The organism is Acidovorax sp. SUPP2539, from assembly GCF_030158975.1.
Classification (GTDB): domain Bacteria; phylum Pseudomonadota; class Gammaproteobacteria; order Burkholderiales; family Burkholderiaceae_C; genus Paracidovorax.
In genome coordinates this window covers 230,244-245,315 of record NZ_BQXJ01000008.1, presented here as the reverse complement: position 1 = coordinate 245,315, position 15,072 = coordinate 230,244, and the positions used below count along the sequence as shown (strand labels likewise).

At 70.1% G+C, this 15,072-nt stretch carries 14 protein-coding genes; 2 read left to right on the top strand and 12 right to left on the bottom strand.

Annotated elements, in window-relative coordinates; genetic code table 11:
- Positions 1–197: 197 nt before the first annotated feature.
- Positions 198–974 (bottom strand): oxepin-CoA hydrolase, alternative type, encoded by a 777-nt coding sequence (locus AVTE2539_RS23780; RefSeq protein ID WP_284414485.1) that lies wholly within the window; start codon positions 972–974, stop codon positions 198–200.
- Between the two features lie 69 nt (positions 975–1,043).
- Positions 1,044–2,567 carry a 3-hydroxyacyl-CoA dehydrogenase gene (locus AVTE2539_RS23775; protein WP_284414482.1) on the bottom strand — a complete coding sequence of 508 codons (1,524 nt, stop codon included), beginning with the start codon at positions 2,565–2,567 and terminating at the stop codon, positions 1,044–1,046.
- A 112-nt stretch (positions 2,568–2,679) separates the two neighbouring features.
- On the opposite strand from AVTE2539_RS23775, the gene AVTE2539_RS23770 reads away from it, so the two are divergent.
- Positions 2,680–4,902, top strand: coding sequence for a hypothetical protein (locus tag AVTE2539_RS23770; RefSeq protein WP_284414480.1), 2,223 nt, complete (start codon positions 2,680–2,682; stop codon positions 4,900–4,902).
- An 87-nt stretch (positions 4,903–4,989) separates the two neighbouring features.
- Here the strand turns inward: AVTE2539_RS23770 and AVTE2539_RS23765 are convergent, their stop codons facing one another.
- The 4 genes from AVTE2539_RS23765 to AVTE2539_RS23750 are packed head-to-tail and all read right to left on the bottom strand — an operon-like array spanning position 4,990 to position 8,063.
- Positions 4,990–5,913 (bottom strand): thiamine phosphate synthase, encoded by a 924-nt coding sequence (locus AVTE2539_RS23765; protein WP_284414478.1) that lies wholly within the window; start codon positions 5,911–5,913, stop codon positions 4,990–4,992.
- Positions 5,906–6,736 (bottom strand): thiazole synthase, encoded by an 831-nt coding sequence (locus AVTE2539_RS23760; RefSeq protein ID WP_284414476.1) that lies wholly within the window; start codon positions 6,734–6,736, stop codon positions 5,906–5,908. The genes AVTE2539_RS23765 and AVTE2539_RS23760 overlap by 8 nt, the downstream gene beginning before the upstream one ends.
- A 5-nt stretch (positions 6,737–6,741) precedes the next feature.
- Positions 6,742–6,939 (bottom strand): sulfur carrier protein ThiS, encoded by a 198-nt coding sequence (gene thiS, locus AVTE2539_RS23755; RefSeq protein WP_284400028.1) that lies wholly within the window; start codon positions 6,937–6,939, stop codon positions 6,742–6,744.
- Positions 6,936–8,063 (bottom strand): FAD-dependent oxidoreductase, encoded by a 1,128-nt coding sequence (locus AVTE2539_RS23750; protein WP_284414474.1) that lies wholly within the window; start codon positions 8,061–8,063, stop codon positions 6,936–6,938. Before AVTE2539_RS23750 ends, thiS begins: the two co-directional genes overlap by 4 nt.
- A gap of 247 nt (positions 8,064–8,310) precedes the next feature.
- Between AVTE2539_RS23750 and thiD the strand changes: the two genes are divergently transcribed.
- Positions 8,311–9,165, top strand: a complete 855-nt coding sequence (thiD, locus tag AVTE2539_RS23745; protein WP_284414472.1) for a bifunctional hydroxymethylpyrimidine kinase/phosphomethylpyrimidine kinase — start codon at positions 8,311–8,313, stop codon at positions 9,163–9,165.
- Positions 9,166–9,327: 162 nt separating this feature from the next.
- Here the strand turns inward: thiD and AVTE2539_RS23740 are convergent, their stop codons facing one another.
- The 6 genes from AVTE2539_RS23740 to AVTE2539_RS23715 form a co-directional block, all read right to left on the bottom strand.
- Positions 9,328–10,608 (bottom strand): purine-cytosine permease family protein, encoded by a 1,281-nt coding sequence (locus AVTE2539_RS23740; protein WP_284414470.1) that lies wholly within the window; start codon positions 10,606–10,608, stop codon positions 9,328–9,330.
- Positions 10,609–10,793: 185 nt separating this feature from the next.
- Positions 10,794–11,870: an NAD(P)/FAD-dependent oxidoreductase gene (locus AVTE2539_RS23735; RefSeq protein WP_284414535.1), complete on the bottom strand. Its 1,077-nt coding sequence runs from the start codon at positions 11,868–11,870 to the stop codon at positions 10,794–10,796.
- Positions 11,871–11,899: 29 nt separating this feature from the next.
- Complete coding sequence (fdxA, locus tag AVTE2539_RS23730; protein ID WP_092743740.1) at positions 11,900–12,223, bottom strand: ferredoxin FdxA; 324 nt, start codon at positions 12,221–12,223, stop codon at positions 11,900–11,902.
- Positions 12,224–12,325: 102 nt separating this feature from the next.
- Positions 12,326–13,705, bottom strand: a complete 1,380-nt coding sequence (locus AVTE2539_RS23725; RefSeq protein ID WP_284400020.1) for a sulfate adenylyltransferase subunit 1 — start codon at positions 13,703–13,705, stop codon at positions 12,326–12,328.
- On the bottom strand, positions 13,705–14,637 hold the full coding sequence (gene cysD, locus AVTE2539_RS23720) for a sulfate adenylyltransferase subunit CysD (protein ID WP_272553239.1): 933 nt from the start codon (positions 14,635–14,637) through the stop codon (positions 13,705–13,707). The genes AVTE2539_RS23725 and cysD overlap by 1 nt, the downstream gene beginning before the upstream one ends.
- A gap of 49 nt (positions 14,638–14,686) precedes the next feature.
- On the bottom strand, positions 14,687–15,067 hold the full coding sequence (locus tag AVTE2539_RS23715) for a DUF934 domain-containing protein (protein WP_284414466.1): 381 nt from the start codon (positions 15,065–15,067) through the stop codon (positions 14,687–14,689).
- Positions 15,068–15,072 lie beyond the last annotated feature (5 nt).

Below are 15,072 nucleotides of genomic sequence, written 5' to 3'. Positions count from 1 at the left end.
TTTCATTGTCGCGCCCGGGACCGGTGCGCCTGCTGCTCGTTGTCCCGGGGCTGTCGCCTGCGTGTCTGGCACGCGCGCACGGCCACGCCGCGACGCGCCGGGAGGCGCGGCACGAAGACGATGGCGGAACTCAGGGGCGGCGATTCGAGGCGAAATGCCCCGATGCCGGCGATTCATATGCCCTGATCGCTATCTTATTAATAGCGCGCTGGGCGCTTCTCCAGAAAGGCGGAGATGCCTTCACCCGCGTTGGGGTGCTGCAGGTTGCGCACGAAGTGCTGGCGCTCCTGGGCCAGCTGCGCGGTCAGCGTGTTCTGCGGCGCCTCGCTGATCAGCTCCTTGATGCTGGCCAGCGCATTGGGGGCGCGTGCGTTCAGGGTGTCCGCCAGTTCCAGCGCGCAGGCCAGGGCCGAGCCGGCCTGCGACAGCCGGTTGACCACGCCCAGGGCGTGCAGGCGTTCGGCCTCCACCTTGCCGCCGCCCATGAGCATTTCGCTGGCCAGTTGGCGCGGCACGGCGTTGGCGAGGCTCCAGCTTGCGCCGCCGTCGGGCGACAGCGCGATGCTGCTGTAGGCCATGGTGAAGGTCGCGTTGCGCGCCGCCACGACGAGGTCGCAGGCCAGTGCCAGCGAGAAGCCCGCGCCGGCCGCTGCGCCCTCGACCGCGGCGATCACCGGCTTGGGGTAGGCGCGGATGGTTTCGATCCAGTGGTGCAGCGCTTCCACGCCCTGCGCCTGCGATTCGGCATCTTCCTGGCGCCGCGCCAGCAGCCGCTGCAGGTTGCCGCCCGCGCAGAACGTGCCGTCGGCGCCGGTGATGACCACGCTGCGCACCTCCGCGCTGCGCTCGGTGCCGTTCAGGGCTTCGATGCCCGCCGCGCAGATGGCCGGATCGAGCGCGTTGCGCATTTCCGGATGGCGGATGGTCAGCACGAGGGTCTGTCCGTGGCTGGTGCTCTGGAGTTGTGCGGGCATGGGCGCTTTAAGTAAAGAAGAGGCGGGCAGGGCCGGCGGTGCGCCGGCCCGCAGGGAAGATCGGTGGGTTCACTCTTCTTCGTGCAGCAGGCTGAGCCCGATCGCGCCGCGCCGGCGCAGCCAGGGGCTGGGCCGGTAGCGCGTGTCGCCATACACGGTCTGCATGTTGAACAGCACTTCGAGGATGTTGGTCGGTCCCCAGCGATTGCCCATGGCGAGGGGGCCCATCGGATACCCCAGGCCCAGCGTGACCGCCGTTTCCAGGTCGGCCGGGCTGCAGATGCCCTGCTGGCAGATGTCGCTGGCGATGTTCACGATGGTGGCCACCACGCGCTGCGTGACGAAGCCGCCGCTGTCTCGGATCACGCTCACCGGCTTGCCGTCGCGGGCGAACAGCGCGTGGGCCGCGTTGCGGATGTCCACGCGCGTGGCGGGGTTGGTGGCCAGTACGCGGCGCCTGGTGGCGGCGTCTTCCACCAGCATGTCGATGCCCAGGGTGCGGGCGGGGTCGAGCCGCTCCACCACGGCCACCGTGGTGATGTCGAACCCCAGGGGCGCCACCAGCGTGATCGCGTTGGGAGAAGGCGAAGTGCCGGTTTCGATCTGCGCGCCCAGGTCCTTGAGCAACTGGTAAAGCTCGGCCCGCCGCGCGGCACGGGGGGACACCCAGACCGGCGGTATGTGGTCAACGACCGGCGCGGCCGGCTCCGCGGGCACCTGCGCCACGCCGTCGGCATAGCGGAAGAAGCCCTCTCCGGTCTTCCTGCCGAGCATGCCGCCGGCCAGGCGCTGGGCGGTGATCACGCTGGGGCGGTAGCGGGGCTCCTCGAAATACTGGTGGTACACCGACTCCATGACCGGGTGCGACACGTCGAGCGCGGTCAGGTCCATGAGCTCGAAGGGGCCCAGCTTGAAGCCGACCTGGTCGCGCAGGATGCGGTCCACCGTGGCGAAATCGGCAATGCCCTCGCTCACGATCCGCAGCGCTTCGGTGCCGTAGCCCCGTCCCGCATGGTTGACGATGAAGCCCGGCGTGTCTTGCGCCTGCACCGGGGTGTGGCCCATGCAGCGGGCGTGCGCGGCGAGCCGCTCGCACACGGCGGGGTCCGTGCGCAGGCCGGCGATGACCTCCACCACCTTCATCAGCGGCACGGGATTGAAGAAATGGAAACCCGCCAGACGCTGGGGGTGTTGCAGCGCCGCACCAATGGCCGTCACCGAAAGCGACGACGTGTTGCTTGCCAGCACGGTATCTGTGGCGACAATGCGCTCCATCTGTGCAAAAAGCGACTGCTTGGCGTCGAGCCGTTCCACAATGGCTTCGACGATCAGGTCGCATTGCGCCAGACCTTCCAGCGAGGACACCGCCGTCAACCGCGCCTGCCAGTCGCCGGCTTGGGCTTCGGTAACGCGGCCCTTGCCTACGAGGCGCAGCCATTGCTGCTTGATATGGTCAATCGCTTCGCCTGCTGAGTTAGGCTTGGCATCAAATAGAAGAACATTGCTGCCGGCCTGTGCCGCCATCTGGGCAATGCCCTGGCCCATGGCACCGGTGCCTATGATGCCCACGAAGGAAAATGGGTTGCTGGTCATGGGGCGCATTATGGCGGCGGCGTATTGGGGAGTACTTATGTGCCAGAATGGGCCGAACAAAAAAGAAACTGTTGTGAAAATAAGTAACGCGATTCTTGGTGCAAGTTTGTCGATGGTTGCCTGCAGCGCCACGGCACTTTCGCTGGGCGCGAGCCGCGGCGCCGTGGTGCTGGGCGCTCCGGTGGATCTGGTGTTCGAGGTGCAGCCCGACCCGGGCACGGACATCGAATCCTCCTGCGTGGCGGCCCGGCTGGTTTCCGGTGAGACGCCGGTACCGGACTCCAAGGTGCGGGTGACGCCGATACCCGCCTCGGCCGGCCGATCCGCTGCCGTGCGCGTGCAGGCCAATGTGTCGGCCGACGAGCCCATTCTCACCGCCAAGCTCACCGCGGGTTGCCGCGGCGGTGTTACACGAAACTACACTTTTTTCGCGCAGCTGCCGGAATCGGCGGCCGGCACATCCCGCCCCGTGGATCTGGGTCAACTCGCGCGGCCTCGCACGGCACCGGCCACAGGTACCGGGCTGGCAGGCGACGGCGCGGCTGCAACGGGTGAGGGGCGGACTTCCGCCGCAGCCACCACCGATGCAGCCCCACGCAGGCCCGCGGCGGCGCCCCGTCCCCCACGGGCCCCTGCCGCGAATGCCCCCGCACCCCGTGCTGCGGCGGCCCCCGCCACGCCCGCCTCGGGCCGCGCGGTGTTCACCAGTCCGCAGCAGCCGGCGCCCGTTGAGCGCCCCCGCCTCGTGATGGAGCCTTTGGATGTGTGGCTCGACGCTCCGCTGCCGCTGCGTGCGGCTCCGGAGATGGCCGCGCCCACCGCCACCGATGCCAGCCCCCAGCGCACCGAGGCCGCCGCCCTGTGGAAGGCCCTGAATACGCCGGTGGAAGAACTGCAGCAGTCCGCTGCGCGCACCGGCAAGCTCGAAGCCGAGGTGGCAGCGCAGCGTGCCCAGGCCACCTCCGAGCGAGCGGCCGCCGCCCAGCTCAAGCAGCAGCTGGAAGCCGCCGAGGCCGAGCGGTTTTCCGCCACGGTGGTTTACGGGTTGCTGGCCTTGCTGGTTCTGGCCCTGGGATTGGCTGCCTGGATCTGGGCGCGCGCACGCCGCCAGTCGGCGCTGGCCTGGAGCCATGCCGTCGCTGCCAGTGGCGGCAACGGCCCCGTAGCCGGCGCGGTGGTGGATGGGCCGGCAGGGCGCGAGTCCCTCCAGACCGCGCCGCAGGCGGCAGACGATTGGGCGGGCATGCCCGAGCCGGTCGTGCCCCCGGCCCCTGTGGCGGTGCCCGTGCCCGTGCCCGTGCCTGCGCCGATGCCGGCCCCGGCCCCCGCCAAGCCCGCGCCGCGCGCCGCCACCTTGCCCGAGCGCGCTCCGCCGCCGGTGATGCGCCGCACCGAACCCTCGTTGCGCAGCGCGCCCGCGCCCCTGGCGCCGCCGGCCCCCGTGCCGCCCGTTTCCTTGGTGCCGCCGCCATCCGCTGTCCGGGCCGCGCCCATCGTGCACCCGGAGGACCTGTTCGACATCCAGCAGCAGGCCGACTTCTTCGTGTCGGTGGGCGAGCATGACCAGGCCATCGGCGTGCTCAAGCGCCACATTGCCGAGCATGGAGAGACCTCGCCCTTCGCCTACCTGGAGTTGCTGCGCCTGTATCACACGCTGAGCCGGGTGGAGAGCTTCAATCAGCTGCGGGCCCAGTTCCAGGCGCAGTTCAATGCGCAGGTGCCGGAGTTCTCCTCGTTCCACCGGACGGGCCTGACGCTGGAGAGCTACACGGAAGCGTTGGCAGCCATCGAAGCCGAATGGTCGTCCCCCGAGGTGCTGGAAACCCTCGAAGGCTGCCTGTTCCGTCGCGGCGAAGACGCCATCGCGTCGCCGTTCGATCTGGCGGCCTACGACGATCTGCTGCTGTTGCTGGCCATCGCGCAGACCACGCCGGCCAGTGCCCGCGGTGCTCCGCCGCCACGCGCCCGCACCACACCCCTCACGCCCCCGCCGCTGGAAATCGAGCCCGAGCCGGAATTGCCTTCCGCCAGCGCCTTCGGTGTGGACAGCCTCTCCGCGCGTCGGGAGCAGGAGCTGCAATCGCTGGACTCGCTGTCTGCCGGGTTCTCCTGGGAGTCGATCCCGGCGCCGCTGGCCCCCAAGCCGATTTCCGAGGCCATGCTGGACATCGACCTGACGGATCCGCCGCCGCTCACGCTGAGCGAGCTGCCCCCGGTGCCCGTCACCGCGCCGCCGTCTGCCGGGCAACCGGTCGGCTTCGGCATGGACAACGACAAGATGGAACTGCGGCTGGAGCTGGAAGAGCTGGAGCGAAAGCAGCGCACGGACAAGTGACGTAAAAAAAGGCCCTTCGGGGCCTTTTTCGATGCAGGGCATCCCGCACGTTGCTGCGGTGGCGGTGCTCTTGACGGGTTGCCGGCTTCAGCCCGCCATGCGGGCCATCAGATCCTGCGCCGCGGCTTCCGGATCGTCGGCATTGACGAGCGCCCGCACCACGGCGATCGAGCCCACGCCCGTGGCCAGCACCTCGCCGAACTGCGGCGCCCCGATGCCGCCGATGGCGACCATCGGGTAGTGCCGCATCAGGCGGGCGTAGCCGGCCAGGCGTGCCACCCCCTGGGGCACGGTGGCCATCTTCTTGAGCGTGGTGGGAAACACGGCCCCCATGGCCACGTAGCTGGGCGCCGCGGCATCGGCGCGCACCATTTCCGCATATCCGTGGGTGCTGACCCCCAGGCGCAGGCCGGCGTCGCGGATGGCCTGCAACTGCGCGGGCGCCAGCGCATCGAGGTCTTCCTGGCCCAGGTGGACGCCGTAGGCGCCTGCGTCGATGGCGGCCTGCCAGTGGTCGTTGATGAACAGCAGGGCATGCGTGCCGCGCACGGCGTCCACGGCGGCTTGCACTTCGTGCGCGATGGCCTGCGCGTTTTCCGTCTTGTAGCGCAGCTGCACGGTGGGTACGCCGGCACGGGCCATGCGGCCCACCCATTGCGCGTCGGGCAGCACCGCATACAGGCCCAGCCGCTCGGGGCAGGTGGGGAAGGGCTGGCGGTGCGGCAGCGGCTGCAGGCCGAAGTCTTGCGGCGCATCGGGCCACTGCGCGGCATCGAAGCCGCCGGTGCGGTCCGTCTGTGCCTGCCAGGCCCGGGCAAGGCACTCGGCATCGCTGGCGATGAAACCCAATGCGCTGCAGGCCTCCAGCGCCGCGCGGTACACCGGGCCGCCGGACAGCGGCACGGGGGCCGGTTGGGACGGGAAGTCGGCGAAGGCGGCGCCATGCGCGGCCAGGATGGCGCGCACCGATGCGGCGTGCCCCGAAGCGGTTCCGTGCAGGATTTCAGCCATGGTCGTGGTGCCAGAAAGGGGTGCCCAGCACCGGGGTGCTCGGCTGGGCGGCTTCCTGCGCGGCCATGGCGCCCGCGCGTCGGGCAGTGCGGCCGGCCTGCACCGCGTCGGCGAAGGCGCCGGCCATGGCCACCGGGTCTTGCGCCAGGGCCACGGCGGTATTGAGCAGCACGCCGTCGTAGCCCCATTCCATCACCTGGCAGGCATGCGAGGGCAGGCCCAGGCCGGCGTCCACCAGCATGGGCACGTCCAGGCGCTCGCGCAGAAGCTGCAGCGCATAGGGGTTGACGGGGCCGCGGCCGGTGCCGATGGGCGCGGCCCAGGGCATCACCGCCTGGCAGCCCACATCGACGAGGCGTTGGCAGAGCACCAGGTCCTCGGTGCAGTAGGGCAGCACCTGGAAGCCGTCGCGGATCAGCTGCGAGGCGGCATCGACCAAGTTCAGCGTGTCGGGCTGCAGCGTGTAGTCGTCGCCGATCAGCTCCAGCTTGATCCAGGGCGTGCCGAACACTTCGCGCGCCATCTGCGCGGTGGTGATGGCCTCCTGCACGCTGTGGCAGCCGGCGGTGTTGGGCAGCACGGGCACCTCCAGGCGCCGCAGCAGCTCCCAGAAGCCGCTGCCGGTCTCGGCGGCGTTGCTGCCCTGGCGCCGCAGCGAGGCGGTCACCATCGCGGGCCGGGCGCGCTGCACGGCGGCTTCGAGCACGCTGGGGGATGGGTAACGGGCGGTGCCCAGCAGCAGGCGGCTGGAAAAGCGCTGGCCGTACAGCACCAGCGCATCGGCGTCGTCGTTGTCTCGGGAAGGGTTGGAAGGGGAATGCATGGTGCTCAGCCGCCCGTCACGGGCGAGATCACTTCCACCCGGTCGCCCGCGGCAAGCTGGCGCAGGTGGTACTGGGTGTTGGGAACGAAAACGGTGTTCACGGCCACGGCGAAGGGCGGGCGCGCGGCGATGGCGGCCAGCGCGTCGGCTACGGTGGCAGGCTCCGGCAGGGTCGTGGCGGTCTGGTTGATGGTGATGTTCATGGGGAAAGGGCTGCCTCTTCGTCGAGGTGCAGGGCCAGATCGAAACGGGAGGCCAGCGCCGATTGTCCCTGGTTCAACCATTCCATGACGGCGTCGAGGATGGCCGGGGCGATCATGAAGCCATGGCGGTACAGGCCGTTGACCTCCAGCACGCGCGGGCGCACCTGGCGGAGGGCGGGCAGGTTGTCGGGCAGGGTCGGGCGGCATTGCGTGGCCACTTCGAGGATGCGGGCCTCGGCAAAGCCCGAATGCACCGCGTAGGCCGCGCTCAGCAACTCCAGGGTCGAGCGCACGCTGGCGGGCGACAGGTCGTCCGATTCGATCTCGGTCGCGCCGATCACGAACAGGTGGTCTTCCTTGGGGGCGATGTAGATCGGGTAGCGCGGATGCACCAGGCGGGTCGGCCGCCGCAAGGTCACCTCGGGCGCATGCACGCGCACGACCTCGCCGCGCACGCCGCGCAGCGCGCTCCACTGCGCGCGGGCGCCCAGGCCCCGGCAGTCGATCACCCAGTCGGGCTGGCCGGGCGTGCCGGGGGAAAAGTCCGACGGTGCGCGCGGGCAGTGCCAGTGGGCCTCGATGCCCAGGCCGGCGAAGCTGGCCTCCAGCGCGGCCAGCAGCTGCCGGTTGTCCAGCTGGCCCTCGCCGGGCAGATACAGCCCCTGGGCGAAGCGCTGCCCCACGGCCGGCTCGTGCGCCTGCACGCCGGCGCTGTCGAGCACCTGCAGGGCGGGCAGTTCCGGCAGGGTGGCCGTGGTGCGTTCGAGTTGTCCGCGCAGCCGCGCGGCCTCGGGCGCGTCCTGGCGGTGCCACAGGATCAGCGTGCCTTCCTGCTGAAAGAACACGGGCCCGTTCAGGCGGGCCAGCAACTGGGGCCAGCGCGTGAGCGCGTAGTGGCCCATGCGCACCACGCCGGGCTCGGTCACCGCGGACTCCGCCAGCGGTGCCAGCATGGCCGCGGCGATGCGAGCCGCTGCGCCTTGCGCATCGGGCCCGGCGGCGTCGTAGACCGTGACCGCATGGCCCTGGTGGGCCAGCTCCACGGCCAGCAGCCGGCCCATGAGGCCGGCGCCCAGAATGGCAAGGGAAGAGGGCGAGGAAGAGGAAAGAAGAGGGGGGCGCATCGGGTCCGTCTGTCTGCAAGCCAACAGGGGGACAAAACGGGAAGGCTCCGCCGATGAAACTCCCCACGCCAGCATGACCTGGATCGGGTCGCGGGGCACGCGAGGCGATGGTGTGGCCGCCAGGCCCCAGGGTATGTTCTCAGTCGCGCGCCATGGGCGGGACACCCCTGTTTCGTCCGTGCAGGGATTACAGCACAGTGACCGCGCCCGCCGGTTTGACCTGGCGCATGGGCCATAATTTTTGCCCATGAACACTGAGACCCTCTCGCCGCCGGCCGTCCGCCGCTACGCACGCGTGCTGTCGATCGCCGGATCGGACAGCGGCGGCGGAGCGGGCATCCAGGCCGACCTGAAAACCTTCAGCGCCCTGGGCTGCTACGGCATGACCGCCATCACCGCCCTGACCGCGCAGAACACGCAGGGCGTGCGCGCCATCCACGGCGTGCCGCCGGACATGCTGCGCCAGCAGATCGACGCGGTGGTGGAGGACATCGGCGTGGACGCCGTGAAGATCGGCATGCTGCATTCTCCCGAGGTGGTGCGCGTGGTGGCCGATGCCATCCGCCGCCACCGCCTGTCGCACGTGGTGCTGGACCCGGTGATGGTCGCCACCAGCGGCGACCGGCTCATCGCGCAAGAAACCGTGGGCGTGCTGGTCGAGGCCTTGTTCCCGCTCGCCACGCTGGTCACGCCCAACCTCGACGAAGCGGGCTTGCTGCTGGGCCGGGCGGTGGACGGCGCCGATGCGCTGGACGCTGCGGCGCAGGACCTGCTGGCGCTCGGCGCGCCGGCCGTGCTGCTCAAGGGCGGCCACCTGCCGGGCGACTGGGTGATCGACGTGCTGGCCGGGCCCCAGGGCCTGTACCACCGGCTGCAATCGGCCCGCATCGCCACGCACAACGGGCACGGAACGGGCTGCACGCTGTCGTCCGCGATCGCCGCGCACCTGGCGCTCGGCGAGCCGCTGGTGCAGGCCGTGGAGCATGCCCGCGCCTACATCCTGGCGGCCATCGCCGCGGGCGCCGATGTGCACACCGGCCGGGGTCACGGGCCGCTGAACCATGGGCACAGCCCGGTGGCGCAGCGCATCTTGCAGGGCTGACCGCGCAGGGGCGCTGCCTGCCCATCCCTCACCGAACAAGGCTGGTGGGGTTGCTATAAAAATAATAGCTATATGCCGGCGACTTGATTGTGCTGGAGCCCGATTTTTGCCTCAAACCATCACGCGGCCAAGCAAGCCGGCCGTGTGCGCCGCAGGCGTGGGTCAGCGCCGGGCCGGCCGGGTGAGGAACGCCAGCGCGAAGCACAGGCACAGTGTCGGCAGCGCCGCGCCCAGCGCCGGCAGCACCCGCGGCAGCCCGTGGTAGCAGGCGATGCCCGCGATCCAGAGGCCGACGGGCAGCCACTCCACCCGCCGGGCCTTTGCCAGGGCCTGCTGCACCGGCGCGCCGAATGCCAGCCGGCCCAGGATGACGCCGAACAGCGGCACGAATACCGAGCTGAGCAGCAGCAGGAACGGCTCCAGGCTGTGCATCGGCAGCACCAGGGCGAGCGCCGTGCACAGCGCCGCCATGGCCATGCCCCAGCGGCGCACGCTCCAGCGCGGCAGCAGGCTGTGGGCCGAGACCGCGCCCGAGTACGCATCGCCATAGGCGTTGTCCACCTCGTCGATCAGGATGAGCGACAGCGCGATCAGCCCGCCCTGGGCCAGCAGCAGCGCGGTCACCAGGTCCTGGCTGGGCAGCGTGAGCGCCACCAGCACGCCGAGCGCATAGCACCACAGATTGGCCAGCGCGTAGCCCAACCAGGTGCCGCGCAGCGCGGACCGGCCGGAGGTGCCGTGGCGCGCGTAGTCGGCCACCAGCGGCAGCCAGGAGATGGGCATGGCGATCACCAGGTCGAGCGCGGGCAGCACGCCCATGCCGCCCGCGCCGGGGCGCGTCCACAGCGTGGCGAAGCCCTGGGCCTGCGCCAGCGACACGAACTGCCAGCTCAGCCACAGCAGCGACAGCACCACCAGGGGCAGCGCCACGCGCGCGATGAGCCGGCGCACCAACTGCACCATCGAGCCGCTGAGCAGCAGCATTACCACGCCGCCCCACATCAGCGTGGCCAGCACCGGCCAGTGGGCCCCGCCCATGGCGCCGGCCTGCCGGCCGATGGCCACCGTGGCATCGCGCATCACCACCAGCTCGAACGCGCCCCAGCCCGCGAGCTGCACGATGTTGAGCCCGATGGGCAGGCCCGCGAACGCGCGCCCGTAGACGGCATGCATCAGTCCGGCGCTCGCCAGGCCGCTGTCGCAGCCGATCTTGGCCACCCAGCCCAGCAGGCCGGCGCCGATCAGCGACCCGGCCACGATGGCCGCCAGCGCCTCGCGCGGGCTCAACGCGGGCATCAGATAGGCGCCCACCTGCATCACCAGCAGGCCCACGCCCAGGCTGAACCACAGCGAGGCATGGTCGCCGAAACGGAAGACGCGGCGGTCGGGCGCGATGGGGATCAGCGCGTCGTTGGCGGGCGCAGGGGGCGAGGAGGGCGGCATGGAAGCTCCGTGGATGGCAGGCACAGCAGGGTCGCGGCACGGGCTGGCCCCAAGGCACGCCGGGGCGGCATGCGGTGGGCGTGGCGGCGGGAGGCGAATGACCTGCGCGAGGATGACCCCGGCCGATTCAAGGGGAAAGTCTCAGACGGGGGCCGGTCGGCGGCACCCCTGGCGAAGCCGCGATTCTAGGGCGGTGCCGAGGCCGCCGGCACCGCCACCCCCAGCCGCTCGTGCAGCCGGGCGCTGGTGGTGGTGTATTGCAGCGCCACGGGCGCGCCGGACAGGTATTCGGCCGCGCCGAAAGCCGCCAGCGTGGCTTCGTGGAAGCCGCACAGGATCAGCTTGCGCTTGCCGGGGTAGGTGTTGATGTCGCCCACGGCATGGATGCCGGGGATGGCCGTGCGGAAGGCCGCGGTGTCGACCACGAGCTGCTTGCGCTCCATCGCCAGGCCCCAGTCGGCGATGGCGCCCAGGCGCGGCGAGATGCCGAGGCAGGCGATGAGCACGTCGAGCGGCAACGGTCGTGGCTGGCCGTCCGGGTCGATCAGTTGCAGCGCGGCCAGGCGGTCGTGCTGCACCTCGATGCCGACGATCTGCCCGGCCATCACTGCGATGCGGCCGGCATCGCGCAGGGCCTGCAGCTGGGCCAGGGCCTCGGGCGGCGCCTGGAAGGCATCGCGCCGGTGCAGCAGGGTCACGCTGGCGGCGGCGTGCGGGCCCGGTTGGGCGCAGGCGATGGCGCGGGCCACGGCGGTGTCTTCGCCGCCATGCACGACTACATGCCGGCCGGCGGTGTCGGCCGCATCCTCGTGGTAATGCAGTTGCGTGCCTTCGAAGCGCTCGATGCCTTCAACCTTGACGGCGCGCGGCACGAACGCGCCCACGCCCGCGGCGATGAAGACGGTGCGCGCCAGCAGCGCGGTGCCGGCCGTGGTCTGCAGCAAAAGCCGCCCGTCGGGCTGCGGCGCAAGCGTGGCGACACGCTGGCCCAGGTGGAGGGTGGGATGGAACGGGGTGATTTGCCGCTGCAGGAGCGCGACGAGTTCGCGGCCGGTGCAGACGGGAATGCCGGGAATGTCGTAGATGGGTTTGTCGCCGTAGAGCTCGGCGCACTGGCCGCCCACATGGGGCAGTGCATCGATCACGTGGGCTGCAATGCCCTGCAACCCGAGCTGGAACACCTGGAACAGCCCGACCGGCCCCGCGCCGATGACGGCGGCATCCGTCTCGATGGTTCTCGAGGGGGCTGTGGTCGCTTCGATCTTCACGGGGTGTCGGGGGCCTGTCTGCTTCAGCGGATCAGGTCGGCCACCTTGCCGGGCTTGCCGTTCCATTCGTCGGCGTCGGGCAGGGGCGCCTTGCGCTTGGTGATGCTCTTGAACTGGGGCGACAGGTCGGCGTTGATCTTGATGAAGGCGATCTGGTCCGGGGGCAGGTCTTCCTCGGCAAAGATGGCGTTGGCCGGGCACTCGGGAATGCACACGGCGCAGTCGATGCATTCATCGGGGTCGATCACGAGGAAGTTGGGGCCTTCGCGGAAGCAGTCCACGGGGCACACGTCCACACAGTCGGTGTACTTGCACTTGATGCAGTTTTCGGAGACGACGTGAGTCATGGCAGGAGTTGTCGTTGGATCGGGGGTAACCCGCGATTTTAGGGCGTTTCAGGGAGTGGCCCGGGGGCCGCCCCTGCAACGGCAAGGATTCGGCGCCTCCGGTCAGGCCGCCGGGGCGTTCACGAGCACCGCGCCAGCGGTCTTGTGGCTGGCGGTATCCACCAGGATCAGCGAGCCCAGCACGCGCGCCTGGGTGAACGGCGCGGCGGGCAGGGGCTCCTGCAGCAGCAGGTCCACGTGGCCGATGGCGTTGGGGTCGAGCTGGGCGGCGTCTTCTTCGGCCAGCGTGTGGATGTTGAGCTTGTGCACCACGCGCTGCACCTTGGCCTTGACCCAGCGGTGGCCGTGCAGTGCCCAGTACACGCGGCCGGCAACCAGGGGCTCGTCGTCCATCCAGGCCACGGTGGCGCGCAACTCGCGCCGGCCGGGCCAGGAGGGCGTCGATGCCGGGGTGTCGAAATCGTCGGCGGCCACGGCGGCGGCCTGCGGTGCGGCCAGGATCCAGTCGCCGCGCGACACGTCCACCTCGCGGTCGAGCACGATGCCCGCGCTCTGGCCGGCCGGCACGCCCACGGGGCGGCGTGCGTGGTCCAGCACCTGGGCCACGGTGGCCTGTTGGCCGCTCGGGAACACCTGCACGGCCGTGCCCGGCGCCACGGCGCCTGCCGCCACGCGGCCCCAGAATACGCGGCGCCCCTGGGAGGTGTCGGCGGAGGACGAGAATTTCTCGACCCACTGCACCGGGAAGGCCAGCGGCAGCGCGACGTCGGTGGGCGTGTTGGGCAGGCGCTCCAGGATCTGCAGCAGGCTCGGGCCTTCGTAGCCGCACCAGCCGGGGTGCGCATCCACCACGTTCCAGCCCTTGAGGGCGGACACGGGCACCGTCGCCCGCGCGGCGATGCCGGCGGCCTGAGCGAACGCGCCCAGCGCATCGCGGATGTGGCGGAAGGCGAGTGCCGGGTCTTGCACCGCATCGAGCTTGTTCACCGCGAACACCAGCGAATGCACGCGCAGCAGGTGCACCAGCAGGGAGTGGCGGCGCGTTTGCACCAGCAGTTCGAGGCCGGGGTTCTTCCAGTCGAGCTTGGTGGCATCGACCAGCACCACGGCGGCGTCGGCGCTGCTGGCGGCGGTGACCATGTTGCGCGTGTACTGCTCGTGGCCCGGCGCATCGCCGATGATGAACTTGCGCTCTTCGGTGGCGAAGTAGCGGTAGGCCACGTCGATGGTGATGCCCTGCTCGCGTTCGGCCGACAGGCCGTCGGTCAGCAGCGCCAGGTCGGTCTCGCCCTGGCGCTGCACGCCGGCCAGGTGGTCCTGGAGCACGGCCTTGCTGTCCACCAGCAGGCGGCCGATGAGGGTGCTCTTGCCGTCGTCGACCGAGCCGCAGGTGATGAACTTCAGTGCAGAGATGGCATCGTTTTGGCCCGATGCCGGCGGATTGATTGCCTGTGCTGCTATCGAATTGGTAGTGGTGGTCATCAGAAGTACCCGTCTTTCTTGCGCTTTTCCATCGAGGCGTCGGAGGTCTTGTCGTCCATGCGCGTGGCGCCGCGCTCGCTCACATCGGCCGCCAGGGTCTCGATCACGATGTCGGCGGCCGTGGCGGCCGGGCTCTCCACCGGGCAGGTGCAGGTGATGTCGCCCACGGTGCGAAAGCGCACGTCGCGCGTCTCCACCGTTTCGCCGTCGCGCGGCGGGGTGAGGTCGGTCACGGGCACGAGCAGGCCCTTGCGCTCCACCACCTGGCGCTTGTGGGTGTAGTAGAGCGAGGGCAGGGCGATCTGCTCGCGGTCGATGTACTGCCACACGTCGAGTTCGGTCCAGTTGCTGATAGGGAATACGCGAAAGTGCTCGCCCGGCGCCAGCCGTGTGTTGAACAGTGTCCACAGCTCGGGCCGCTGGGCCTTGGGTTGCCATTGGCCGAAGCTGTCGCGGTGCGAGAAGATGCGCTCCTTGGCGCGGGCCTTTTCCTCGTCGCGGCGGGCGCCGCCGATCAGCGCGTCGAAGCGGAATTCCTCGATGGCCTCCAGCAGCGTGACCGACTGGTGCACGTTGCGGCTTTCGCCCGGGTGGGCGAGGCGCACGGTGCCGCGCGCCATCGAATCCTCCACGCTGCGCACGATCAACTCGGCCCCCAGTTCCTTCGCGCGGAAGTCGCGGAAGTCCGTCACTTCGGGGAAGTTGTGGCCGGTGTCGATCATCAGCAGCGGGTACGGGATGCGCCCCACGCCGAAAGCCTTCTCGGCGCAACGCAGCATCACCAGCGAATCCTTGCCGCCCGAAAACAGCAGGGCGGGGCGCTCGAAGGCGGCGGCCACCTCGCGCAGGATGAAGATAGTTTCTTCTTCCAGCGCGTCCAGGTGGCGGTTGCTGAGGTGGCTCAGCACATGGGATTCGGTGCGGGCATTCATGCGGGGGATCTCGTTGGGGGCGTCGTTGTGCGGGGCGGGGGGCGTCGCGTCAGGCGGCGTCGCGGAAATGCGGCAGCGGGTGCGTCACGTCGCCCTGGTAGAAGGCGTTAAAGCGGTCCAGCTGGCGCTGCGCGTCGGCCATGTCCACACCCTCGCGCAGCACGGCCACGTCGAAGCCGCAGCGGGCCAACTGCACCAACTGGTCGATGAGCACCTCGCCCGTGGCGCGGATTTCGCCCGCGAACTTCAGGCGCTGGCGCAGCAGGCGGGCCTGGCTGAATGCGCGGCCGTCGGTGAATTTCGGAAAGTGCAGATCGATGCGCTCGATGCCTGCAAGGTCTTGCGCGAGCGGGTCGGCGTCGTTGGCCAGTTCAAGGACTTTTTGGCCTTCTGCGCTGGTGCTGTGTGCGCTGGCAGCTATTATTTTCATAGTAA